Annotated in this window: 19 protein-coding genes; 13 read left to right on the top strand and 6 right to left on the bottom strand. The window is 47.9% G+C overall.

Annotation, left to right across the window (positions count from 1 at the left end; translation table 11 throughout):
- Window positions 1–308: 308 nt before the first annotated feature.
- The 9 genes from ACZ5FM_RS21180 to rfbA all read left to right on the top strand — a co-directional run bounded on the left by ACZ5FM_RS21180 (window position 309) and on the right by rfbA (window position 11,765).
- Window positions 309–908 (top strand): SGNH/GDSL hydrolase family protein, encoded by a 600-nt coding sequence (locus ACZ5FM_RS21180; RefSeq protein WP_464040663.1) that lies wholly within the window; start codon window positions 309–311, stop codon window positions 906–908.
- 1,194 nt (window positions 909–2,102) lie between these two features.
- Window positions 2,103–2,936, top strand: coding sequence for a glycosyltransferase (locus tag ACZ5FM_RS21175; protein WP_464040662.1), 834 nt, complete (start codon window positions 2,103–2,105; stop codon window positions 2,934–2,936).
- 36 nt (window positions 2,937–2,972) lie between these two features.
- Window positions 2,973–3,920, top strand: a complete 948-nt coding sequence (locus ACZ5FM_RS21170) for a glycosyltransferase family 2 protein (protein WP_464040661.1) — start codon at window positions 2,973–2,975, stop codon at window positions 3,918–3,920.
- A gap of 1,351 nt (window positions 3,921–5,271) precedes the next feature.
- The gene (locus ACZ5FM_RS21165) at window positions 5,272–6,582 is read left to right on the top strand and encodes a hypothetical protein (protein ID WP_464040660.1); all 1,311 of its coding nucleotides are present in this window, start codon (window positions 5,272–5,274) and stop codon (window positions 6,580–6,582) included.
- Between the two features lie 49 nt (window positions 6,583–6,631).
- Window positions 6,632–7,891, top strand: a complete 1,260-nt coding sequence (locus tag ACZ5FM_RS21160) for a hypothetical protein (protein ID WP_464040659.1) — start codon at window positions 6,632–6,634, stop codon at window positions 7,889–7,891.
- A gap of 292 nt (window positions 7,892–8,183) precedes the next feature.
- Complete coding sequence (gene rfbC / locus ACZ5FM_RS21155; RefSeq protein WP_464040658.1) at window positions 8,184–8,756, top strand: dTDP-4-dehydrorhamnose 3,5-epimerase; 573 nt, start codon at window positions 8,184–8,186, stop codon at window positions 8,754–8,756.
- 106 nt (window positions 8,757–8,862) lie between these two features.
- The gene (gene rfbB / locus ACZ5FM_RS21150; RefSeq protein WP_464040657.1) at window positions 8,863–9,936 is read left to right on the top strand and encodes a dTDP-glucose 4,6-dehydratase; all 1,074 of its coding nucleotides are present in this window, start codon (window positions 8,863–8,865) and stop codon (window positions 9,934–9,936) included.
- Window positions 9,933–10,829: a dTDP-4-dehydrorhamnose reductase gene (gene rfbD, locus ACZ5FM_RS21145; RefSeq protein ID WP_464040656.1), complete on the top strand. Its 897-nt coding sequence runs from the start codon at window positions 9,933–9,935 to the stop codon at window positions 10,827–10,829. The genes rfbB and rfbD overlap by 4 nt, the downstream gene beginning before the upstream one ends.
- Window positions 10,830–10,895: 66 nt before the next feature.
- Window positions 10,896–11,765, top strand: a complete 870-nt coding sequence (gene rfbA, locus ACZ5FM_RS21140; RefSeq protein ID WP_464040655.1) for a glucose-1-phosphate thymidylyltransferase RfbA — start codon at window positions 10,896–10,898, stop codon at window positions 11,763–11,765.
- A gap of 987 nt (window positions 11,766–12,752) precedes the next feature.
- On the opposite strand, the gene ACZ5FM_RS21135 is transcribed toward rfbA, so the two are convergent.
- The 4 genes from ACZ5FM_RS21135 to ACZ5FM_RS21120 are packed head-to-tail and all read right to left on the bottom strand — an operon-like array spanning window position 12,753 to window position 16,534.
- Complete coding sequence (locus ACZ5FM_RS21135; RefSeq protein ID WP_464040654.1) at window positions 12,753–13,793, bottom strand: glycosyltransferase family protein; 1,041 nt, start codon at window positions 13,791–13,793, stop codon at window positions 12,753–12,755.
- Complete coding sequence (locus tag ACZ5FM_RS21130; RefSeq protein WP_464040653.1) at window positions 13,783–15,255, bottom strand: oligosaccharide flippase family protein; 1,473 nt, start codon at window positions 15,253–15,255, stop codon at window positions 13,783–13,785. The genes ACZ5FM_RS21135 and ACZ5FM_RS21130 overlap by 11 nt, the downstream gene beginning before the upstream one ends.
- Entirely contained in the window at window positions 15,252–15,656 is a 405-nt protein-coding gene (locus ACZ5FM_RS21125; RefSeq protein ID WP_464040652.1) for a hypothetical protein, read from the bottom strand. Before ACZ5FM_RS21125 ends, ACZ5FM_RS21130 begins: the two co-directional genes overlap by 4 nt.
- A gap of 23 nt (window positions 15,657–15,679) precedes the next feature.
- On the bottom strand, window positions 15,680–16,534 hold the full coding sequence (locus ACZ5FM_RS21120) for a glycosyltransferase family 2 protein (RefSeq protein WP_464040651.1): 855 nt from the start codon (window positions 16,532–16,534) through the stop codon (window positions 15,680–15,682).
- Between the two features lie 834 nt (window positions 16,535–17,368).
- Here ACZ5FM_RS21120 and ACZ5FM_RS21115 point away from each other — a divergent pair.
- Genes ACZ5FM_RS21115 through ACZ5FM_RS21105 form a run of 3 tightly spaced genes read left to right on the top strand, consistent with a single transcriptional unit; the run spans window position 17,369 to window position 19,521 of the window.
- Window positions 17,369–18,535 carry a nucleotide sugar dehydrogenase gene (locus ACZ5FM_RS21115; RefSeq protein WP_464040650.1) on the top strand — a complete coding sequence of 389 codons (1,167 nt, stop codon included), beginning with the start codon at window positions 17,369–17,371 and terminating at the stop codon, window positions 18,533–18,535.
- Window positions 18,536–18,595: 60 nt separating this feature from the next.
- A complete protein-coding gene (locus ACZ5FM_RS21110; RefSeq protein WP_312947827.1) occupies window positions 18,596–19,042 on the top strand; it encodes a glucuronosyltransferase in 447 nt (148 codons plus the stop codon).
- Entirely contained in the window at window positions 19,039–19,521 is a 483-nt protein-coding gene (locus tag ACZ5FM_RS21105) for a glycosyltransferase (RefSeq protein ID WP_464040649.1), read from the top strand. Before ACZ5FM_RS21110 ends, ACZ5FM_RS21105 begins: the two co-directional genes overlap by 4 nt.
- A 48-nt stretch (window positions 19,522–19,569) precedes the next feature.
- Here the strand turns inward: ACZ5FM_RS21105 and ACZ5FM_RS21100 are convergent, their stop codons facing one another.
- Together ACZ5FM_RS21100 and alkB are read right to left on the bottom strand one after the other, a co-directional pair.
- Complete coding sequence (locus tag ACZ5FM_RS21100) at window positions 19,570–20,526, bottom strand: NAD-dependent epimerase/dehydratase family protein (protein ID WP_464040648.1); 957 nt, start codon at window positions 20,524–20,526, stop codon at window positions 19,570–19,572.
- A 164-nt stretch (window positions 20,527–20,690) separates the two neighbouring features.
- Complete coding sequence (alkB, locus tag ACZ5FM_RS21095; protein WP_464040647.1) at window positions 20,691–21,341, bottom strand: DNA oxidative demethylase AlkB; 651 nt, start codon at window positions 21,339–21,341, stop codon at window positions 20,691–20,693.
- A gap of 285 nt (window positions 21,342–21,626) precedes the next feature.
- Here alkB and ACZ5FM_RS21090 point away from each other — a divergent pair, with 285 nt between their 5' ends.
- Window positions 21,627–22,556, top strand: coding sequence for a siderophore ABC transporter substrate-binding protein (locus tag ACZ5FM_RS21090; protein ID WP_464040646.1), 930 nt, complete (start codon window positions 21,627–21,629; stop codon window positions 22,554–22,556).
- Window positions 22,557–22,607: the final 51 nt, after the last annotated feature.

The raw sequence follows: 22,607 nt of genomic DNA, 5'->3' as shown, positions 1-22,607 counted from the left end.
TCTGATAGCAGCAATATATTCAGGTAACATGTCAGTTGTAAACACAATAATTGTTTGCCTGTGGACGAATGATATGACAGGCATTTTGCGGATAAGAAATTATTCGTTACCGGTTGTTTATGTTTCTATTTTCAGCGCAGGTAATTAATGCGATGCTGTAATATCTCTGGCACCGGCGAGCTGTGGCCAATCATAAAGGCGCAATTGAATTGATGTGGTTTCCTCGTTTTGACGTAAGGCACATGATCGTAGAAAGCCCGGTTAAGCTGTCCAGGCTTGCTGTCACAGCATTGATTTGGGGTTGCGCCATGATGACGCCAACACAGGCCCAGGATAATGCCAAGCCACTGCGGATCGTTTCCTTTGGAACATCCCTGACCAATCAGGGTGGCTGGCAGGTGCCGTTACAGACCTCACTCGCCTCATGCCTCAATCGGCAAGTTGAAGTGCTCAAGGTTGCTCAAAGCGGCGGCACATCAGACTGGGCCGTTTCGCATGTCGATGATGTTGTCCGACTTGCACCAGATATTGTGCTGATTGAGTTTTATGCCAATGACGCAGCCATCAACCGTTTGATGACGCGCGAGCGCAGCCGCACAAACATCGCACTTGTTTTTGATCGTCTAAAAAAAGAACTGCCCGCGACCCGGGTGATCATGACGCGCATGAACCCGGTTTCCGGAATGCGCGGATCGATGCGCCCATTACTGGAATGGTATATCGACATGCAACGCAACGAGGCACTTGCCCGCGGTTATGAATATGTCGACTATTATCCCGGCTGGTCCAAAATGACAAAAAATGAGCTGGAATCCGCCATTCCTGACGGATTACACCCCAGGCCCGAAGCCGCTGCCCGTATCGTCACGTCGATCATGACGCCTTATCTTTGCAAGGGAAATGGCTAAAAGCCATAGCGTTAATATATTACATCGAATCCCAGCAAAACAACCCGCCACATTGATGCCTCGCAATGCAGAACTCTATCACGAACCGTTGATTTCGACCGACAAGACAATCAGACCTGCAAGCGACTCGCAGTCCGAATTTAATCTATATTTGATTTGCAATCTGACCCTGCATCTTGTCATCTTTTAAGCAGTTTGCATGAAAATGCCTTCGGCTTAATAGCAGCTGACAGATAAACTACCCCGTTTCGGCTACATAGGCCGCGTGTTTTTACAATTATTCCACCGTTGAAACTTGTTCGCCCTAGATACTTCTCATCGCCATCATTAATCAGACGAAAAGAGGGACCGCTTAGTCGAGCTGAGCATATAGGGAGATCGCAAGAGATGGCAACCGCGCAACTCCATGGATTGTAGGGTTAATTGGGCAGTGTGATCGCCACCTCGAACGCCGTGCCCGAGATGGAACGAAGCAGACGAGGTTATGGGGCTAAAGCTAACGTGCGCTTTATCTTCGCAAGAGGAGCAAAATTCGCAACGAGTTCGGGCAGCACATTCACCCTGTTCGAGAAGGCCGCAATGAAGCTTGCGATAAATGTAGACCATACTCCTCTCCACTTGACTTCAAAAGCACATCGGCATGGCGTGTGCCTTTGACGTCTCGGCTTTCAGGCGAGTTCTTCATCTATACATGTAAATTACGCAGCAATGATGCCGAATACGGCGCATTTTCGCCTGAAAACCAATAATGACAGTGCAATGAATAAGTATGTCACCTTGCATAATTGGTGGAAATACACGGACAATATTTCCATGTGCATCACTACGCGGTGAAGAAAACCATTTCTTTCTTGCGCCACCTGATCGCATTGATCACGCTGCTTGCGCTCACCATCCATCGACGTAGTACTTCTGTCGAGTTTTTCACACTAATGAGAGCTCATGCCTAGCACCGTTGAAACCTCATCAACCAATTTACCTAGGAAAGGTCTGGCGGACATTATCACGCTTCGACAACGTCGTCTAAATTGCCTTTTGACGACCGCTTGAAGGAAACACATAAGGTCGTGACAGGTGCGCGCACCTGTTCTATGTTGCGACGCACATCACGGTGTTTTTTTGAACGAAATAATATTAAAGAAGTTCTACGCTACGTGGCGGTTCGAACTATTAACGCAAGATATAAGGTGAGTTATGGAGCGAAAAATTAGACATGTAATATTGACGAGATTCAACGTCGCCTCACCTGGTCGTGAACATTCCATACGACTACGCCAGGGATGGCTGGACGGTCGCTTCGAACTCTTCGAACGCTACTGCCTTCCGAGTGTTCAAATGCAATCCAATCAGGATTTCGAATGGATCATATTTTTCGACGAACAAACTCCTGAAAAATATCGCAAAGAAATATCGCGTTTACAGAGCATTTTTCCATTCAAGGCGGTTTATACCGGTCTTTTTCGCATGAAAGAAATTGTTCCGCAAATATTCGGATCAGATAGTAAGAGCGAATGGTTACTAACGACGAGATTAGATAGCGACGACGTGTTGGCAGTCGACTTCGCTGAGAGATTACGAAATTCACTGCAAGAGCTTCGGCCGATGGTAATAAATTTTCCGGACGGAGTTATACTTTCTGTCGGTGAAACTAATCGCCTTTATCGCACGCAAGACGACAGCAACCCTTTTGCTTCATTGCTTGAACCGACGGGAGATAAGATTAAAACGATTTGGGGTGAAAACCACGTTGATATTCAAAAGCTTGCAGATGTAGTCCAACTGCAAGGCCCCCCAGCATGGCTGCAATTGGTTCATGGCGCAAACGTCTCGAACCGAATTAAGGGGAAGAGAATACCTCTGCGTTCAGAAGAGAGTCTTTTTGGCTGCCTAAGATTTTTGTCTAGAAACGCTCATGAAAAAAACACCTCTATCGCACTTGAGAATATAGTTATTCATCCGTTGAGGCAGTGCTATGAAATCTGCCGAGCAGTCGCAAAATTGGGATACACCGCCCTGTCGCGAAACTAAAATTATGGTCTACTTATTGCCGCATGGAACAAGTATATGACATTGGTTACCATAATTATTCCCTGTTACAATGCCTCACTGTTCATCGAAAACGCCTTAAGCTCGGTTTTGGTGCAGTCCCATTCGGATATCGAATGCTTGATTGTTGATGATTGCTCTGAAGACAACTCCAAAGAAATCGTGGAACGTTTGAGCTTCGGAGACACTAGGGTTCGTCTTATTCGACAGAAAGAGAACATGGGTGCATCAAGTGCCCGAAATGTAGGAATTGCCGAGGCTCGTGGGGCCTATGTAACGTTCTTGGACGCTGACGACGCATACGAGAAGAACCGCATTGAACTTTTGCTTGGATTAGCCAACTCCACCGATGCAGATATCGTGGTTGACAACCAAAGTGTAAGGTGGTTTCCAAACGGTACTCACACATTTGAAGCCTTCCCCTTCCTTAGCGGGCATAGCCAATTGCAGCTCACCCAAGAGCTTTTTTTTGCAAATGCAGCGTCAAGCATACGTTCGTTGTCCGTTGGTTTTATGAAGCCGATGTATAGGAGAGCGTTTCTGGAAAGAGAAAGAATTAGGTTCGATACAAATATAAGCGTAGGAGAGGACTTCTGCATGCTTGCGCGAGCTGTCGTGTCAACGCAAAAGTTTTTCGGTCATGGTGACCCTACTTATATTTATTACAGACGGAGGGGATCACTGAGTTTTTCCAAGAAAGTCCCGCTAGCTGCAATGGCAACGGATTGCGAAGCTCTGCTCACGGAGCTAAAGCCATTATTGTCTCAAACATCACAGAATCTTCTTTATAATCGGGTTCTTGAGCTAAACAGGATGTCTGACTGGGGAAATGTGGTTGAAGACATCAGGGCCGGCAGATTGATTTCAGCGTCTACCCGTTTATTGAAGCATCCAACATTAATTGGCGAAGTACCGAAAGCCGCGGTGCGTTTTTTTAATCATCAGCGAGTAAAAACTAACGCATAGATTTATTCTCTGAGGTGGCCAAACTAATTGTTACATGATTTGAAATTTCGCACCAAATACGCAGACGCCTCTTCTAGGAATTCTCTTTATTAGGGTGTCGAGGTTCGTGATAATCTCATGAACACCGATCATACGCAGGCGTCTCGCGGCTGGAAGACTGGAAGGTTTGCCATCGCAACGTCCAATATACAAACGGCATCGAAGGTGTTTGAAGTGAACTGCTCGTCGTGTGATATAAGTGGGACAAATTGAGAAGGAAATTTCTTCTACGGCCAGATTATACGTTTGGCTGACCAATTGACATTGGCCGCACTCCTACAAACGCATCGTGAAACAGTCTTTCAGATAATGTCAGCATTTTTTCTTAGCACATCAGCACCACACAAAAGAAGGCTCAGAGCAGGTTTTAGTGGAGGAGGAACAGTTTTACGACAAAACTTTTAGCACAATAAAACGGCAAAAGGCGCCCTCTAGTTTTGCGCAGTGGGCCGGAGAAACTTCTGGTGTCTGACCCGTATTACACCGCTACGTCAGCAGACCTCGTAGTCCCCTTGCTGAAGTGGAACGTTAGGTCGATCACCTCCTCCCATGGCACAATGCCTATCATGCGAATTTGAGTATGTGGCAAACTCGCATCGATCAAATCAAGCAGTTCCCGAGAACTGTCGCCCGGCACAACAAGACCAAAAACATCTCGTGCCACACTCCCAGAAATTACAACGGCGAAGAAAATATTTTTGCATTTTTGGTAATATGAAATCTCGCGGTGCGCTCAATTGATGTTTCCCTGCGTGGATAAAGTCCGATCTGCGCCTGAAACGAAAGAACGTTTTCTCCGGCAGCCCTAACCAATCCCTTCTTCATCCGATTGATAAATTCTGCCTCATCTTCTCATTTGGCGTTCGGGTTGAAGAGCCTCTCCCACCATTCAGACACTAGTTGCTAGCTCATGCCACTTCACTAAGAAATCACCTTACCTGTATACCACACTTCCATGATCCGACGCATCGTGTCGAGGCGATATTTCTTGTAATTCATGATGTACTTTCTGCCTCAAAATCAGGAAAGAGCACGTTTACAAATCTTGGGTTATTCAACATTTTGTCCGACAAATATAGTAGGTCAAATTATTTCCACGGTTCACCCATATACCCCCATTACGTTCAGGAATACACGGAACGAACGCGAAGAGGTGATTTTGGTTACACCAACTCATGATTGGTTTTTCGACCGATTAGACATTAGCTAAATACGAAATTAACTTTGAACGAAATCCGTATGATAGTTTGGAAATAGCAAGGGGCCCAAAATGAGGACGAGGAACGGAATTGCGATCTCAAGGCGTCTTTTTTTGGCCTTGGGTACAGGCATTGCTACCGCGCAATGCAGACAAACCTTCGCCTCGGAATTGCCATTAACTCTCACTCCACCAGATCTCAAAAATCCCCAGTTAGTCAAAATCACCGCAAACGGCGGAAAGTTTCAACTTGGTGAGGGAGATCATCTAGTGATGCTGCCACACGAAAGGGTTAACGGTAGTGTCGAAATTGATGGCCGTGGCTTGGCAAGGCACGTTATTATCATCGGTGGTCATATTGAATGTCACAGCAACTATGACCCATTAACCATGCTCCTAAATGATGGCAGTGATTTTGCGGTTTACACAGAGATCGGCTTCCGAGGCGCCACAGGTGGCAGTTTCAAAATCAGATGCGAAGAAAAAACTGGACGGTACTCAATTGCACCCGCGGAGACAGATGCTCTTCCGTTTGACGCCGACGCCCAACAGATAAAAATGGCTATCGAGAAGACGCTAGGACTTGGGGCATGTCACTCAGTGACAGGATCTGGAATCGGAGGACCATGGAAGGTCGTTCCGCATGCCAACGCAGCTCTCGGACGAGTATCGTTAATTACTAAGGAGTTGGAAGGCTCCTACACCGAATTGCCACGGTCAAACAGATATTTAGCAGCGGTCAACGCGCTTACCTTAAAAAACTGGCGTGGCGTATGCCATGCTGAAGGATTATTACTCGGTGGAGATTGGCAGAACGACGGCATCAACATCGACAACCGCTATGCAGATGCTATTTTCCAAGGCGCAAATCTCCACTCGAGAGGATTTCATCATCGGTTTCATGATGATTGGACGCACCCCGATGGTTTCCAGGCTTACAGAGGACCATCGAAGCTATTCGTAGAGCGCAGTGATTTTCTCGCAAAGGGAGGGAATGCGTTTATTGCACAACCTAATACTGTTAAAGGTCTTGAGAGGCTTTACGACTGGTGGTACTCCAACGTGCAGTTCCGTGCCTATAAGAGTGACGACGACCAAGCAAGATTATCGGATGGCTCGACAAGCTTTTTTGCAACTCTGAGAAATACAGAATGGAGGCAATTAATGACTAACTGCTTCGCATCTCGCTGGAGTTGGTCATCACAGACCCAGATTACTGGCGACCCAATATCCAAATATAATAGTGGAGCGCAAGTCGCGCCACCGAATGGCCTTTCGGTTAGGTCAACTCCTGGAACTTCCACTGGCTATTTTTGTTCACCAGAACTAAACCAATGCGGTACTTCCTATATAAGCCCAGGTTATTCTCATGCGACTCTGCCAAACACTAAAGAGCGGGCGTTTGTGGCTACACGAAAAGGATAGGCTTCCATCAGTTTACACCTATCGCGAATGTATGGAGCAATGAGAGTAAATGGTCACCATCTCGACATACCCTAATGGGGGGAGAGTAGCTCAACGCAAACCTCAGCGCCGAATTATGGCAAAGCTCTTTGATAACGCTGGTATAGTGTTGTTAAAAATGTCACTGCTTTTGTTAGTATTGAATCCAGCGATTATTTTTCATATCGAGAATATGAACCAGATAAATAAATTCACCATTCTGGCATCTGGTATTTTATTTCTGGCTACGAGAAAAATATACCCTACTAGAGTAGTTATTATAATTCTTATTATTTTTTGTACTCTCTTCGCCGCGATTGGTAGTGATAACCAATCTTTCTCTGAAGATAGATATTTTCGGAGCCTAATTAGCTTTGTAGGGCCGTGGATTCTATTCACGTTCAGGCCGACTGTAAGTGATGCGAAAAATATTGTTTCGTTCGTTATGAAACTTCCGATAATCGCCGTCATTTGGGGAATTATTCTCCAAACTTTCGGCATCTACACCATATGGTCTGGACTAGATGGTGGTTTTCTAAGGCTTCAAGGCTCACTTATTCCTGCCGGAATGACGGCCGTGGCGATGGTAGGTACTTTCGCTGCTATGCTTGCATATGCGCATAAACATCGCCATTCGGCTGTAATTCTACCCGTAAATATTGGAATTCTTATATTATCCGGGGGACGCATGGGGATCGCAGCTACTGCGGTCTTGGTCGCCGCGACAGTGGCCACGCGAATAAAGTTAAGCTTCCGAAGTGGCTTGTTTATCTCCCTTGCTATAATGTTTCTGAGTGTATTCATTATCGTTTTTGGGGGAAGTACCATAGATCGATTCATGGACAACTCATTAAGTGGTAGAGATTATCTGTGGGAGTATCTAGAGTATGTTAAGGCAAATTTTTATTATGCAGGAGTGGGGCTTGGCCATCAACCGAGTTTTGTGCCTCCTTGGCTTGAGATAATCGTAGGAACTACTGCAGCTCATGACGAATATCTCCGCCTTCAGCTCGAGCTCGGAGTTTTTGCATCATCGGCTTGCCTTCTATTAATGCTAACACTTTTGTTTGTCGCTTGGAACGCCGCGAAAATCAGAAATGATTTACTCATGCCCTGTTCAGTTGCAGTGTTTGCGATTTACTCCACAACCGACAATACATTTTCGTCGATTACAGCTATTCTCATTCTTATACTTCCTTATTTTGTCTGCGCCGCAGAAAAATCGATCATGCTGAGTTCTTCAAGCCAAAACAAACCAGCCACAATAAAAGATAAATTATATGCAGTGTAGTCTATTAAATTTTCCAAATTTGATCATTTTTATACGAATTTCTTTGCGCAATCGACTACATCAATCACCGCCTTTTTCTTGCCCAATAAGCTTATTTAACAACCCTTGGTTGCGTTAATTTTTAATGCATTATTGAAATTTGATCTCACTAGTTTGATTGCGCTGCGATACTACTTTAATCGCTATAGAGAAGAAAAAATCATACTAGGATACAGCAATCTGAGGTTCTAAAAATAGATTGCCTAAGAGAAGAAACGTCGAGTGAAATGAATTAAGAAAAAATGGATAAATCATGAAATTTGAAACAACCGAAATAGGTGATGTTGTATTGATAACGCCAAAAAAAATAGGTGATGGACGCGGATATTTCATGGAAACCTATAAGCGATCTATCTTAGAGGAAAAAATCGGCCCGCTGGATTTCGTGCAGGATAATCAGTCATTATCTGTTGAGGCTGGAACTGTTCGCGGATTGCATTTCCAAACGGATCCGATGGCTCAGGGTAAATTGGTGCGCTGCGTCGCCGGAGCACTCTTAGACGTCGCTGTTGATCTACGCTTGGGATCACCCACGTACGGACACCATGTAGCAGTTGAACTGTCGGCAGAAAACGGCCGTCAACTTTGGGTTCCGCCTGGCTTTGCACATGGCTTCTGCACAACAATGCCCAACACAGAAATTAGTTATAAAGTAACGAATTATTACAGTGCCGAACACGATCGGGGTCTTTTGTGGAATGATCCGGCCATTGGCATCAAATGGCCCGTCGATTTAGCGGCGGTAGTACTTTCCGAAAAAGATCGCAATCAACCCTCGCTAGCCGAAGTAAACACAACTTTCAAATACGAACACGCGGCTAAATAATGTCGACCGGTGGACGCATTTTTGTAGCTATGGTTGCCACAGAGGGTTTGTATCATCTGTGATACCAAAGCGGCCCTAAACCGATATACTGATGGAGATACACACAATGCGAATAATGGTTACTGGCGGCGCCGGTTTCATCGGTTCAGCAGTAGTTCGTCACCTTATCCTGGATAAAGGCTACGAAGTTCTGAACGTCGATAAGCTCACATACGCGGGCAACGAAGCTTCGTTAACTGCAGTAAACGGTAACAAAGCATATCGTTTTCTTAAGGCTGACATTTGCGACCCAAAAGCAATATCGGAAGCATTCACGAGCTTCAAACCTCACAGAGTGATGCATTTGGCTGCTGAGAGCCATGTAGATCGCTCTATTACAGGCGCAAAGGACTTTGTCGATACCAACATAATCGGAACGTTTACCATGTTGGAATGCGCTAGGCGCTACTGGTCGACGTTGGAACCGGAGATAAAACCCGCGTTTCGCTTCCTACATGTCTCAACTGATGAGGTCTACGGCTCGCTCGGTGATAATGGGTTATTTACTGAAGAGACGCCTTACGACCCGAGCTCGCCCTATTCCGCTTCAAAAGCCGCTTCTGACCATCTCGCCAAGGCTTGGGCTCGCACTTACAACTTTCCAGTTATAATTTCTAATTGCTCCAACAACTACGGTCCTTTTCACTTCCCTGAAAAGCTTATACCCCTCACGATCCTCAACGCTATGGAAGGAAAACCCCTCCCAGTCTATGGAAGCGGCAAACATGTTCGCGATTGGCTTTATGTTGAGGATCATGCTCGGGCACTCGATATTATTGCAGAACGAGGACGTATCGGAGAAACATACAATGTAGGCGGTCGCAATGAACGTCGCAATATCGACGTAGTAACCCGCATTTGTGAGGTGATGGATCAGGTTAACCCAAGTGCTTCGGCTCATTCCAAGTTAATTAACCATGTGACTGACAGACCCGGTCACGATGCTCGCTATGCGATTAATGCTGCGAAGCTGGAATCTGAACTCGGCTGGAAAGCTCTTGAAAATTTCGAGAGTGGCATTGAAAAAACGGTACATTGGTATCTTAAAAATCACTGGTGGTGGGCCCCCCTGCGAAGCAAGTACACAGGAACAAGGCTCGGCCTATTGGAAACTGGTGGAAGACAACAGGGTTTGGCATGAGCATTAGCCGTCAAAAGCGTATGGTGGTAACTGGCAACTCAGGACAAGTCGTTACTGCACTGGTAGAGCGCGCTACCCTCACGGAACAATTCGAAGTCATCGCGGTGGGCAGACCGAAACTCGATCTTTCACAGCCTGAAACGATCGAAGCTGCGTTACGCGTGCTAGAGCCTGACATCATCATTTCGGCCGCAGCATATACAGCTGTTGACCAAGCGGAAGTGGATGAGGCGGTTGCAACTGTAATCAACGGCGCTGCTGCAGGGGCAATAGCAACCGCTGCAGCCCGCCTTCGCGTTCCAGTTGTACACCTCTCTACGGATTACGTTTTCAATGGCAAAAAAGCTTCGCCGTATCATGAAAACGATACTGTAGACCCGATAAATGCATACGGTCGGTCGAAACTAACCGGAGAACGAGAGATATGCTTGGCAACGCGCAATCATGCGATTTTGCGGACGGCTTGGGTTTACAGTCCCTTTGGCAAAAATTTTGTAAAAACCATGATGAGTCTAGCAGAAACGCGCGATATTCTAAACGTCGTTGATGATCAGATTGGTAATCCTACATCGGCGCTAGACATCGCTGATGCGGTTCTAACGGTGTCGAGCAATCTCATTAACAGCGATGCAGAAAACTTGCGTGGCGTGTTCCACATGTCCGGTAGCGGCGAGGCAAGCTGGGCAGACTTCGCCACCGAGATCTTCGCGCGCTCAAGAACTATCGGAGGGCCGGACACGTCTATTTTTCGAATAGCGTCGAGCTCATATCCCACGCTGGCAAAGCGCCCCGCAAACTCTAGGCTCGATTGTACGAAACTTTCAAGTATCCACGGAGTCAAACTACCGAATTGGCAGTCATCCACCGCGACTGTCGTTGCGAGGTTAGTGTGACAGCGCTCTGGCCGACGGCAACTTTGTACCACGTCGGTAAATCATTTTAAAAAGGATCAGTACGACATGAAGGGTATCATTCTAGCTGGCGGTAGCGGCACTAGACTCCACCCAATGACGAGGGTGATTTCCAAACAGCTAATGCCTGTGTACGACAAACCTATGATCTACTACCCATTGTCAACGTTAATGCTGGCAGGCATTCGGGAAATTATGATCATTTCCACCCCAGTTGACATGCCATTGTTCCAACGTCTTCTTGGTGACGGCTCTCAGTGGGGTATATCATTAAGCTATGCAGTGCAACCCGAGCCTGGTGGCTTGGCACAAGCTTACATAATCGGCGCTGATTTTGTTGGTGAAAGCTCTTCCTGCCTTATTCTTGGAGACAACATCTTCTATGGCCATGGGATCACTGACGTATTTGAGCAAGCGGTAAAAAACCTCAGAGGAGCCACTGTATTCGCATATCAAGTGTCCGATCCAGAACGCTACGGCGTTGTCGAGTTTGACAGCAACTTGAAGGCACTATCGATCGAAGAAAAGCCAGAAAAACCGAAGTCAAGTCATGCCGTAACTGGTTTGTATTTCTACGATCATAATGTCGTTGAAATAGCAAGTAACCTGAAGCCCTCACACCGTGGTGAATTGGAAATTACGGATGTCAACCGCGCCTATTTATTACAAGGCTTGCTAGACGTGCAGATTCTCGGTCGTGGTTACGCATGGTTCGATACAGGCACACCCGATAGCTTGCTTAACGCCGGTGAGTTCGTCGCCACCCTCGAGCGTCGGCAAGGTGTTAAGATCTGCTGCCCTGAAGAAATCGCATATCACAAGAGCTTCATCTCGAGAGCAGACCTCGAAAACCTCGCGGATGCTTATGGGAAAAGTCAATACGGTGTGTATCTTCGCCAGAAGGTTTTGGTTTCGTGAGATATCGTTTTATTTCGCATCAACGCCTTTAACTCAGGCTTAAACATGCAGCGCCGATCCACTGGTCAGTGAAAGTGGATCGGTTGCAAATTTACTGCAGTGACTATTGGTGACATAAGAGCATATCTTTGTTGGTGAATGATGCCCATCCGCGCCGAAGATTGTGTGAGCTTTCGATCGAAGAAGGCAACACACCGACCAACAAGGTAACGTAAAAAATACAATTACGAAGCCTTTATCATACTAGCGCCATCAAAAAGTTGAAGATTGCGATTGCCGAAGGCGAAGTCCCGTCTCCGGTGACATTTCCTCTGAACCGGCTTCGATAGCGGGAATGGTAAACAATCTGGCTAAATGCGGGAGCAGGCTCTGCGTCCACTATGAAGCCGACCCTATAGATTGTCGATCTCTACCGGAAAATCAATGGATCGGGTCGCGAATGCAATGTTGGCAGGTCTTCAGTAGTGCCAAACAATGCGGGCAAGTTGAATCCAACTGAGCGCCTGACACCGCACAGAGGCTGCTCGTGACACTGCTTTCGAGCCGCAAAGCCACAAACGGCAACAACTCCAATCGTTTTCACACCGCAATGACTGAAGTTCTAACACGCGCGCAAAGGCTTGGAACCTAACGCATGAAAGGCGGCAAACATTTCAAGCCCCGGATTAACCAGAGCATCGGAACCTGTTTGCAAAAAAAACTCACGTCGTGGAGCATACAGAAACTCGTATTGATCAGTTTAACAACCCAATTTGTCAAACTCCCACTTGATCAACTGCTCCAGTTGTTCGGCGCTGCCTAGCGATGCGCTGTGCCGATTTCATGACAGCCGTTCGTTGGTACGCGAAATCTGATATATCGGTCTGCCCAACAGCTAACGGCAGGTGCTGGCGTATCTCATAAGCACATTGCGAGACCCCTCTCACGATGATAGGCGGCTCCCAGGCAATCCTAGACATAATTGCTCTATTAAAGCTCTTGTTGCATTCATAAGATAACTGCCTGCCCTGTTTCGACCGCGAGACGTCTGGCGAGTTCAAAGCGACGGTCGTCGAACACCTTGTGACTGCTTAGGTAAGACGGCAGCGAAACTGACTTCTGAAGCGCCTCAGCAGTGCGTTCCAACGCGCGTCGATCAGCCTTCCGAACAAGGGGCGCCGCTAGCTCAGAACGAAGCAACGGCCGTGCTACCCGCTTGTGTAGGCCGGCGACAATATTGCGCCGCGGCACCCATAACGATGACAAGCGTGCGCGCTGATAGCGCTGGTAATGAGCTAGCGCGGCGTCGACAGTTGCGTCCCTGACTGCAAAGTTACCGGCGCGCAGTACCAAGCTGACATCACGCACAGCTTCTAGTGCCGAACTAGAAGGCAGCCGTGTCGCGTTATAGGGAAGATCCAGCGATCCGGTCCAATCCAACCACTTGAAGCTGTTGATCTCCGAGGAGGTCTGCACCGGAACCCAAGGCACGCGGAGTGTATCGGCCACGATCGCCGCATGCATGGCATCCGCAATCACCAACTTCGCCGAGCGTAGACGCTGAACTGTGCTCTTGCTATCGTCATGAGGGCTCAGGTATTCAATGCCAGCAAGGCGGCAGGCTTCCTCTAACTGGCCGTCTTCCATGCCCAAATGATGAGGCATGAAAACAACTCCCTTACGCTCGCTTTCCGGCAGAGGCTGGCATTCAGGAAGAAAGCTGAGCAATGCCGCACCGTCCGTGACGGCCAGATTGCTGCCTAACCCAAGCACGCGTGCGGACAACGGACCGCGAACGCAGGCAAAACGCGTCTTTTCCAAAAGCTCGCGACCTGGTAGCGGGCCATAGCCAACACCGCTAGAGAAGATGACGCGATATTCAGCAGGCGGCAGGGTGGTATCAATCAGGGTGCCGATACCGCAGAAGGACTTCGAAGCAACATCAACCCATGCGCCAGGAGCCAGTCGCTCCCACATCCAGCCATTCAGTTCATCGCCAAAGTTGGTCAACGGATGCCGATAGTAGTGGAGCTTGAATTTATTCTGCATGACGTACTTTCCTGATTTTCCTTAGCATCATCGAGACAAATGGCTTAGCACATGGTTTAAAGAGACCTGAAAACTCTCCAGCCAGCGCAATAAAAACAAAAACAACTCCACCCAAAAATACTTCTATGATAAGGCGCAAGGTCCCGTCGGTTCCTGGTGCTAAATGCCGGAAAGCCAGGATAACACCGGCTAGCCCCAGTACAGAGACAAGAGGTCCCAAAAGAACCGAAGCCACCTGCATGGAAGAAACCCCAACAGCATTGCGGACCGCCACGAAATTATAGGCAGCAAAAATATAAACCCGCAGGACATGCACGGTAAGCACGGCTTCAATGCTAAATTGGGCCGAGACAGCAACTGTGCAGAGCGTGAAAAGAAACTGCGCCAGAGCCTGCCTACGCAATGTATCAGTTCTCTGTACTGCCAACATTGTTGCAGGGAACAAATAATTCACCGGTAGCACGGTAAAACTGAGGCAAAGGACGAGCAGCATATTGCCCGCTAACTGCCAGCGCGTACCGAACATCAGCTCAACCGCATCACTGGAGATCATAAGCATGCCAGCGAACACCGGATAGCCTATGAGGGCCAGCGCTCCGGCATAGCCGATGAACTGACCGGCAATACTCTCACGTGAAGCCCGATTTTCCGTGAAGGCGCTTAACGCCACACTGGCCAATGGCTGCAGAGTGAACTGAAGCATCAGATCAAACAATCGCCATGCGATACGTAGATTGCCCAGAACAGCGAAACCAAAATAATGCCCTACAAACAGGTCTATAATACGAGTATTTGCCAGGACAGTTAGATTTGAGAGTGAGACATTAAAGCCCGCCGCCACCAGCATACGCATCCGACCCGTATCGAAAACGAGCTCTGGCCACCATTTGCGGTAAATACCAAGAGCCAGGCTGTTGACGATTGTGAACAGAAGTTTTTGGGCAACGAGTGCGAAATACCCAAAACCTGTGAATGCCAACGCAACGGTGACTACTCCGCTGATCATTGTGGCGCTGACGTTGCGCACAGCTATGCCCTTGAAGGCCATCTCACGGCGCAACAGATACTCATGTGTCAGCGTCAAGTTCTGAATCAGCGGAATGGGAGCAAGGAGCAACAGGATCAACGGAATGCGGCTGTCCTCGTACAACGCTTCCGCAAATTGGCTGAGGAGCAGAATGACAAGCCCGAGTACCACTCCGACGGCGATAAGGAACCAATACGAGGTGTTGATGTCCTTGCTATCTGTATCGTCACCACCTTGCAGTAATGCTTCCACCTGACCGAAGCGCGCGAGCTGGGTCAACAGGTCTACCACCGCAGCGGCCATGGCAACAACACCAAAATCGGATGGGCCAAGCCTATAGGCAAGGTAGAAAAAGATCGCCGTAGATGCTAGCTGCTGCCCCCAATTAGCGGCAAAGCTCCAAGCGGCGGCAGTCAGAGTACGCCGCACAGTCATACTACAAACTGCCGAAATGGCAATACTAAGTTACGTTTTGAGACCTTCGACGTGGTCGGCAGGCCATCTAACAGTGCGGTAAGTTTGCACAAACGACTACGAGCGCATCGCGCCTTGAGTGAGAGCAGTCTTAAATTAGCTAAAAATAACCGTCCCAGCACGCGGACGTATTGTGCCTTGATTGCACGTCTCATGTCATTCGCAAGAATAGCAGGGGCAAGGGAAATATAGGTTTCATCAGGGATATGCATCCCGCTTGGATGCGTTTCACCGCGTCTAGAACCGGATGAGATGAAAACGATAAAATGAAAATGCATACACGATAATTTCTCAGGATAGAGACGCTTACAACCAACAACAAACCGTTGGACCTTAATGAATTGATTAAGCGAACGAAGCATAAATTTTCCTCTGTTTCACCACTCTAGCGAGCGAATGAACTCCTGATTGCTGCTATATAGTCACGTAGGGCCATCCCTCCGCGCAAAGACAAAAAGCCTCCCACCAGAAGCTTACGGAAAAGCGCTATTATTCCCGTCAAATGGAAACTCGTGTTTTTGGCGATGGCGCGCAGAGAACCAGGATAATATTTCGCCTTTAATGCCGGTTGCGGATCACGATGCCCCACGCACTTTGCATCAATGAATAATGTCTTCCTTGAGGCTTTGTATGCCCGAATGGCATAGTCTGTATCTTCCCCTCCTGAAAGGATAGCACCAACACCTAAATCTAAATCAAACCCACCAATCTGGCTGGCGACATTAGATCGAACAACTATTGTATTTGATGACGCCAGGGATATGACTTTTTGAAGTGATGGGGAAACAGCTTTGTAATTTAATGCCGAAACGGCTTGCATGCCATAACGGCTAAACCAGAAATCAAGTGTTTTGTCTGCCGTAAAATCATCGACAATCCTATCGAGGGTGCCGTCTGGATACCATGCATCATCATCAGGAAAAGCCACCACACCATCTGACTGAAGTCGTTCAGTGGCTTCAATATTTGCTAGCATTGCATTACGTGCGGCAGACAGAGACATGCGTCCAGATTGCTTTAGTGGCTTAACCCAGTCCGGCCACTGCTTTTTAAAATTGTCGAAGCCATCCTCGTCGCATCTCTGAAGCAGAATGAACAATTTAACATCCACACTGCGCCGGGCTTGGAAGGCAACGACTGATTCAAGCATGCGCCGAAGCACATCCCCCCGATCAGATTGCATATCAACAGTTGAAAACAATGTAAGAGGTAGACTGTCCCTCAATGAGAACTCGCTCATAATTTCCCGATCTAATATGCAATACGTAAAGCGTTTTTAAGGGCACCTAAAGGTAGGTTATTTAGCCGAAACCAATAAAATACGACGGTAAAAATGCGATCATTATCTACTTATGTTTTAGGTGCCTCGAGCAAATTTTATTTAAATTTCGATATTTGATTGTCGCTCAGTGGATATAAAAATTATGTATCAAAAATAAGTTCTTTTGCCTGAAGTTATCGAGAGCGCCTCCAAAACGCAAGGAAAGCCACTTCCCACGGCAACAGAAAGGTTACAGATTCTATTTTTTTGATAAGACTAAATACCCCGGGCTGCCCTGGTTAAGCGGTTTGATTTTAGGCACAATAATGCCCGGATATTGTTATGGCATCACGGTGATCTCCGCCGCCGCGCCTTCCGATAAAAAATACCGACCTGAACAAATTACGATCAAAAAAACTTCAACCATTTCAATCATTGGCATGGTTGAGATGAAAAAAACTTTCTATTTTCAGTCTTCTAGCCCACGATTGCAGTCTTCACGACGGCTCCAGTCGTGTCATACGCATAAGAACCGCTATTTTATCCCACGCCAGCACGATCAAAAAACAACTGACATATTTATTTTGGAGACTTTCGCTTACAAACAATAAGAGGAACTGCTCAAAAAAACCATGCCATAATGAGGCTCACTTTTGAATTTACCATTTTCGCACATGAGCGGCGAACCTTCTTCGCACTGAGCCACAAAAGATTGACAAAACCTTACCGCTAAGAGAAGATAATCACTATTAATTAGGTGGTATTAACGTCGCAACAAGCGATTTTTGCTTACTCATTTATGAAGTTTTTTATATGAAAATTGCAGTAGCCGGACTTGGTTACGTTGGTCTGTCCAACGCCGTTCTCATCGCTCAGAATCATGAAGTCGTCGCTGTTGACCTAGTTCAGCAACGTGTTGACCTTGTCGCTGCGCGCAAGTCGCCCATTGTCGACAAAGATATCGAAGAGTTTCTCGCCACGAAAGAACTGAACCTGTCGGCCACAACCGACAGTGTGGAAGCCTATACAGACGCGGATTTCGTGATCGTTGCAACACCAACGAACTACGACCCGCTGACCAACTACTTCAACACAACAGCGGTTCAGTCTGCGGTAAATGCCGTCCTTGCAGTCAATCGCAAGGCATGTATTGTCATCAAGTCAACCATCCCTGTTGGCTTCACCGAAGGACTGAGGGAGCAGACGGGTTATTCGAACATCATCTTCTCGCCGGAGTTCCTGCGTGAAGGTAAAGCACTTCATGACAACCTGCATCCGTCGCGTATTATTGTAGGCGACAAGTCAGATGCTGCGAAAGCTTTTGCAGACCTGTTGCTTGAAGGTGCGGTCAAGAAAAACGTGCCAGTTCTGTTTACCGGCGCAAGCGAGGCGGAAGCTATCAAGCTTTTCGCCAATACATATCTCGCCATGCGCGTTGCATATTTCAATGAGGTTGACACCTACGCCGCGTCGCGCGGGCTTGCTACCCGCGAAATCATCGATGGTGTGTGCCTCGACCCGCGTATTGGCAACCATTACAACAATCCCTCCTTCGGTTATGGCGGATACTGCCTGCCGAAAGATACAAAACAGTTGCTGGCCAACTACAGCGAAGTACCACAATCTCTCATCCGTGCTATCGTTGACTCGAATTCCACACGAAAGGATTTCATCTCCGAGAGCATTCAGCGACTGGGTCCAAAAGTTGTCGGCGTTTACCGTCTAACCATGAAGGTTGGCTCTGATAACTTCCGAGACTCTTCCGTTCAGGGTGTGATGAAGCGTATCAAATCCAAGGGTATCGAGGTCGTGGTCTACGAACCCAGCTACCACGAGAGTGAATTTTTCCGTTCAAGAGTTATAAAAGACCTCGAAGAATTTAAATCTTACAGCGACGTCATTCTTGCAAATCGCATCACGCCGGAAATCGCTGACGTGACCCCTAAAATTTATACCCGCGACATCTTTGGTGTCGACTGAGCCGCGCCTAGTGCGTTCGCGCATCAGAACTTTTTTACGGCAGTATTCGTGAGGTTATCGATGAAAAAGAATATTCTTGCAGTTGCATCGAGTGGTGGGCACTGGCAGCAGTTGCTCCTTGTTTCTGAAGCCTTCGAAGATATGTCACCCGTGTTCGTGACAACGAAAGAAGAACTGCTGATCCAAGCGGGTAAGCAGGGTCGCGTGGTCAATGATTGCAATCGCAATCAACCACTCCTCTTGCTGAAGTGCTTCATTGAATGCGCGAAGATCGTGTTTACCGTGCGCCCAAAAGTTATCGTTTCAACTGGCGCTGCACCTGGCATCATCTGCATGGCTTTTGGTAAGCTCATCGGTGCAAAAGCTATTTGGATCGATAGCTTTGCCAACGTTGAACAACTATCAATGTCCGGTAAACTCGCTCGATACATTTCAGACACCTGGCTTACCCAATGGGAGCACTTGAGCGACAATCAGGGACCAACCTACAAAGGAGCCTTGTTATGATTGTCGTGACAGTCGGTACACAACTCCCCTTTGATCGCCTCATCAAAATGATCGACGATATTGCCCCGTCCCTGGACGAGGAGATTTTTGCGCAGGTGGGTGTCAGCACCTACCAACCGCAAAATATGAAGTTTAGCGCGACGGTAGACCCAATTGACTTTGATAGAAAGCTGAAAGAGTGCTCGGTCATCATTGCTCATGCTGGCATTGGGACTGTGCTAAAGGCTTATAAATACGCGAAACCGATTATTCTTGTCCCGCGTCTGTCATCGATGGGTGAACATCGTAATGATCACCAGCTCGCGACGGTATCGCAACTTCGCCAACGTCCGGGCATATACATTGCCGAAACTCAGGAAGAGCTTTCGGATCTGTTGAACCAACCTCTGGAAGTGGTCAAATCCACGGAAGATACCAAGGTAAGTCAGCTCCGTTTAAAAACATACGTGCGCGAAACAATTCTCAAAATGATCGCTTAAAACAAACAAAGCTGCCTAGGGAGCTTTTTTCTTTCTAGCTTGTAGCAATCAATTAAACCTACTACCGCTGTCCTTGCTCCATCGGTCAAAGGCCGAGGCAAGCATGCCTGTTTTTGATTGCTTCTTTTGCGCAAGCCACTCTGGCATAATGTCTGTAGAACGCACGAGCTTCATGACGCGGTCAGGATGAATTCCTAACCCCAGCACCGAGAATGGTTTCAAAAGTGTAGCGGCGACTGACACTGCAATGCGCGGAACCAGAAATGTTTTGGCGCGCTGGAAGTATCCAACCCTCAATGTTTCTACAATCTGCTCAAGAGTATAGCGATCTGCATAGCAGCCGTTGAACAGGACAAAGCGATCAGGCTGCTTCGTTGCAAAGTCCAATGCGTCAAGCAAGTCATCCACATAGAAACATGCTTTCACTGTGTCTTTACGGCCGGGATAGACAAAAAATCCTTTACCAAGAAGCTTTGCCATGCGGGTAAAATTGCCGCCCTCCCCGTGCCCAAAGACGACCGCTGGCCGACAGATAATAAGGCGCCGCTGTTCATTTTCATCAGCCCAACGTCGCTGAATACGTTCAGCCATTAGCTTAGACCGACCATACGCAGATTCGGGCGCTGGTTCTGACGTTTCTCTTTTCGTTTCCTCACTTGGTCCATAGACAGAAATTGAGCTCGTAAAGACGATTTCGTTGATGTCGAAGCGCCGCGCAAAAGCGGTAATCTCTGTCGCGCCAAGAATATTGGTTTCGTAATATTCGTGGGTTGGGTGACCGGGTGTCGTATGAACAGCCGCCAGATTATAAATGCGCCGGAGACCGGCACCTGCGTCAAAGTCGGAGAGGTCGCGAACATCTGCAGACCGGTAATCAACCCCTGTAAGTTTTTCCCTTGGTGGCTTCCGGTCAACAGATATGACGCGATCACCCTGTTTTATGAGACGTCGAATTAAATGTGAGCCGATAAAACCTGATCCGCCAAAAACAATATGCGTTTCCATCCACAAGGTCTTTCTCAAGCAAACTGTACCTAGCCGCGCGAACATTCATCTACACGAAGGTTCTGATCCGGCATGCGCTCTACCAATAGCTTCAGTTCATTAACTTACAGTGAGTTGGTCGGTAGCTCGGCATGGTCGAGCAATTTTCGAGCTTCCCATGCCAACTAATACGCCTTGCGGAATGTGAGATTGTATCTGACATGACCGGTTTTGGGATGATCGCCGTCTTTCAACGTCAGGACACCGTGGTAGAACAGGCGTGAGGCGCCGCCCCAGACAACGACATCGCCATGCTGCAGCAGGTATTTTTTGACCTCATCTGTTCGTCTTAGACCTCCGAACTGGAATGTCGCCGGCAGACCGAGAGATATGGAGACGATTGGGTTTTGAAAATCCTTTTCGTCCCGATCCTGATGAAGCGACATGCGTGCACCGGGCTCGTAACGGTTTATCAGGCAAGCATCAGGTGAAAAGCCATTGTATCCCGCCTCTGCCGCGGCCTGTTCGGCAAGTTTGCGAAAAACGTCAGGCATGGCAGGCCACGGCTGTCGCGTCTCCGGATCATTCTCCTGATATCGATAACCTCGACGATCCGTAACCCAACCTGCCCTACCGCAGTTGGTCATGGCAACCGACATGGAAAAGCCGCCAGGCGTCATCATGTTGCGAAACGGCGCGCGGTCGGAAATCTGGCACACCCCATCCAGTAACTTGTCCTCCACGTCAAGCGCCCGTTGACGTAGCAATACGGCGCCTTCTGCCAAGTCCTGCCGAGACGGCTCTGGTGATTTCATCTCCGCAAATAAATCATCCATTATCAGAACCTCCTGTGCTTGTTTGTCTTGCAAGAGATACGCCATATCGTCGCACGTAACAGAGGTTATTCGCACCCATTCCATGCCCAAATCCTATTTTTTTGTCCCTTTATCAACCTGCCTGTCGATCAAGCAAATTAACATCAGAGAAATTTAGAACCGTTCTGAAATAGGTTTTTTGACATCGTAAACCTGAGCAATTAAAGATGACGAAAGATATCATATTAATGTCCAACCACACTTAAATGTGGCTTTCTTCATTACGGGACAACAAAGGAAATGTCAGTGAACTTCAAGCCCCTTCACCCTGCCCGCCTGTTTGCTGTCGCAGCTTTCGGGTTCGGCGCCCTCACAGCAAACGCTCAAGACATCAGCATCAAGCATGGTCAGGGAGAGACTGTACTCAAGGGCGTTCCGCAGAAGGTTTTGGTTCTCGACATCCCTTCACTGGACACCATGGATGCTTTGGGCGTTGAGCCCGCGGGTGTCCTGGCCTCCAACCTGCCAGCATATCTTTCCAAATATTCAGATGCCAAATATTTGAAGGTTGGAACGCTTTTTGAGCCGGATTATGAAGCAATCAATGCGGCAGAAGCAGATCTTGCCATCGTTGGTGGCCGCTCTCGCGCCAAATATCCAGAAGTCTCTGCAATTGTCCCAGCGCTGGATATGTCTGTCGATGCAAAAAACTACATTGCGAGCACCAAGGCCAATATCCTGACCCTAGGTAAAGTGTTTGGTAAGGATGCTGAAGCTGCAAAACTTGATGCGACAATCGACGAAAAAATTGCCGCCCTCAAGGCTGTGGCTGCCGACGCCGGCACAGCAATGATCCTTGTCACGAATGCGGGCAAAGTTGGCGCTTATGGCCCTAACTCACGGGTTGGCTGGCTGCACAAAGAAGTTGGCTTCAAGACGGTTGCAGAAGACATTGACGACCGTTTCCACGGTGGAGACATCGTATCGTTCGAGTATCTCCTTGAAGCAAATCCTGATTGGCTGTTCGTCGTAGACCGAGACGCTGGTGTGGGCAACAGTGGCGGTGATGCATCCCAAAAGGTTCTCGACAACGAACTGGTTCACCAAACCACAGCGTGGAAAAAAGGCCAGATCGTCTATCTGGACCCACAGGCCGCCTACATTGTCAGCAGCGGCTATACAGCCCTTACAACGCTGATCGATCAGGTTTACAAAGCAGTGTCCGAAAAGAAATAATTCCAGGCTCTTCATTTCCGCTCCCGATGACCAATGCCATCGGGAGCAATC

The sequence above is a fragment of the Agrobacterium sp. 5Ca50 genome, from assembly GCF_055381905.1.
The sequence above is the reverse complement of the archived record's forward strand: the minus strand, read 5'-3'. Positions and strand labels throughout refer to the sequence as shown.

Excerpts from the sequence above, each read along its gene's own strand:
- ACZ5FM_RS21180 (WP_464040663.1), top strand. The coding sequence starts at position 309 with ATGATGACGCCAACACAGGCCCAGGATAATGCCAAGCCACTGCGGATC.
- ACZ5FM_RS21175 (WP_464040662.1), top strand. The coding sequence starts at position 2,103 with ATGGAGCGAAAAATTAGACATGTAATATTGACGAGATTCAACGTCGCC.
- ACZ5FM_RS21170 (WP_464040661.1), top strand. The coding sequence starts at position 2,973 with ATGACATTGGTTACCATAATTATTCCCTGTTACAATGCCTCACTGTTC.
- ACZ5FM_RS21160 (WP_464040659.1), top strand. The coding sequence starts at position 6,632 with ATGGTCACCATCTCGACATACCCTAATGGGGGGAGAGTAGCTCAACGC.
- rfbC (WP_464040658.1), top strand. The coding sequence starts at position 8,184 with ATGAAATTTGAAACAACCGAAATAGGTGATGTTGTATTGATAACGCCA.
- rfbB (WP_464040657.1), top strand. The coding sequence starts at position 8,863 with ATGCGAATAATGGTTACTGGCGGCGCCGGTTTCATCGGTTCAGCAGTA.
- rfbD (WP_464040656.1), top strand. The coding sequence starts at position 9,933 with ATGAGCATTAGCCGTCAAAAGCGTATGGTGGTAACTGGCAACTCAGGA.
- rfbA (WP_464040655.1), top strand. The coding sequence starts at position 10,896 with ATGAAGGGTATCATTCTAGCTGGCGGTAGCGGCACTAGACTCCACCCA.
- ACZ5FM_RS21135 (WP_464040654.1), bottom strand. The coding sequence starts at position 13,793 with ATGCAGAATAAATTCAAGCTCCACTACTATCGGCATCCGTTGACCAAC.
- ACZ5FM_RS21130 (WP_464040653.1), bottom strand. The coding sequence starts at position 15,255 with ATGACTGTGCGGCGTACTCTGACTGCCGCCGCTTGGAGCTTTGCCGCT.
- ACZ5FM_RS21125 (WP_464040652.1), bottom strand. The coding sequence starts at position 15,656 with ATGCTTCGTTCGCTTAATCAATTCATTAAGGTCCAACGGTTTGTTGTT.
- ACZ5FM_RS21120 (WP_464040651.1), bottom strand. The coding sequence starts at position 16,534 with ATGAGCGAGTTCTCATTGAGGGACAGTCTACCTCTTACATTGTTTTCA.
- ACZ5FM_RS21115 (WP_464040650.1), top strand. The coding sequence starts at position 17,369 with ATGAAAATTGCAGTAGCCGGACTTGGTTACGTTGGTCTGTCCAACGCC.
- ACZ5FM_RS21110 (WP_312947827.1), top strand. The coding sequence starts at position 18,596 with ATGAAAAAGAATATTCTTGCAGTTGCATCGAGTGGTGGGCACTGGCAG.
- ACZ5FM_RS21105 (WP_464040649.1), top strand. The coding sequence starts at position 19,039 with ATGATTGTCGTGACAGTCGGTACACAACTCCCCTTTGATCGCCTCATC.
- ACZ5FM_RS21100 (WP_464040648.1), bottom strand. The coding sequence starts at position 20,526 with ATGGAAACGCATATTGTTTTTGGCGGATCAGGTTTTATCGGCTCACAT.
- alkB (WP_464040647.1), bottom strand. The coding sequence starts at position 21,341 with ATGGATGATTTATTTGCGGAGATGAAATCACCAGAGCCGTCTCGGCAG.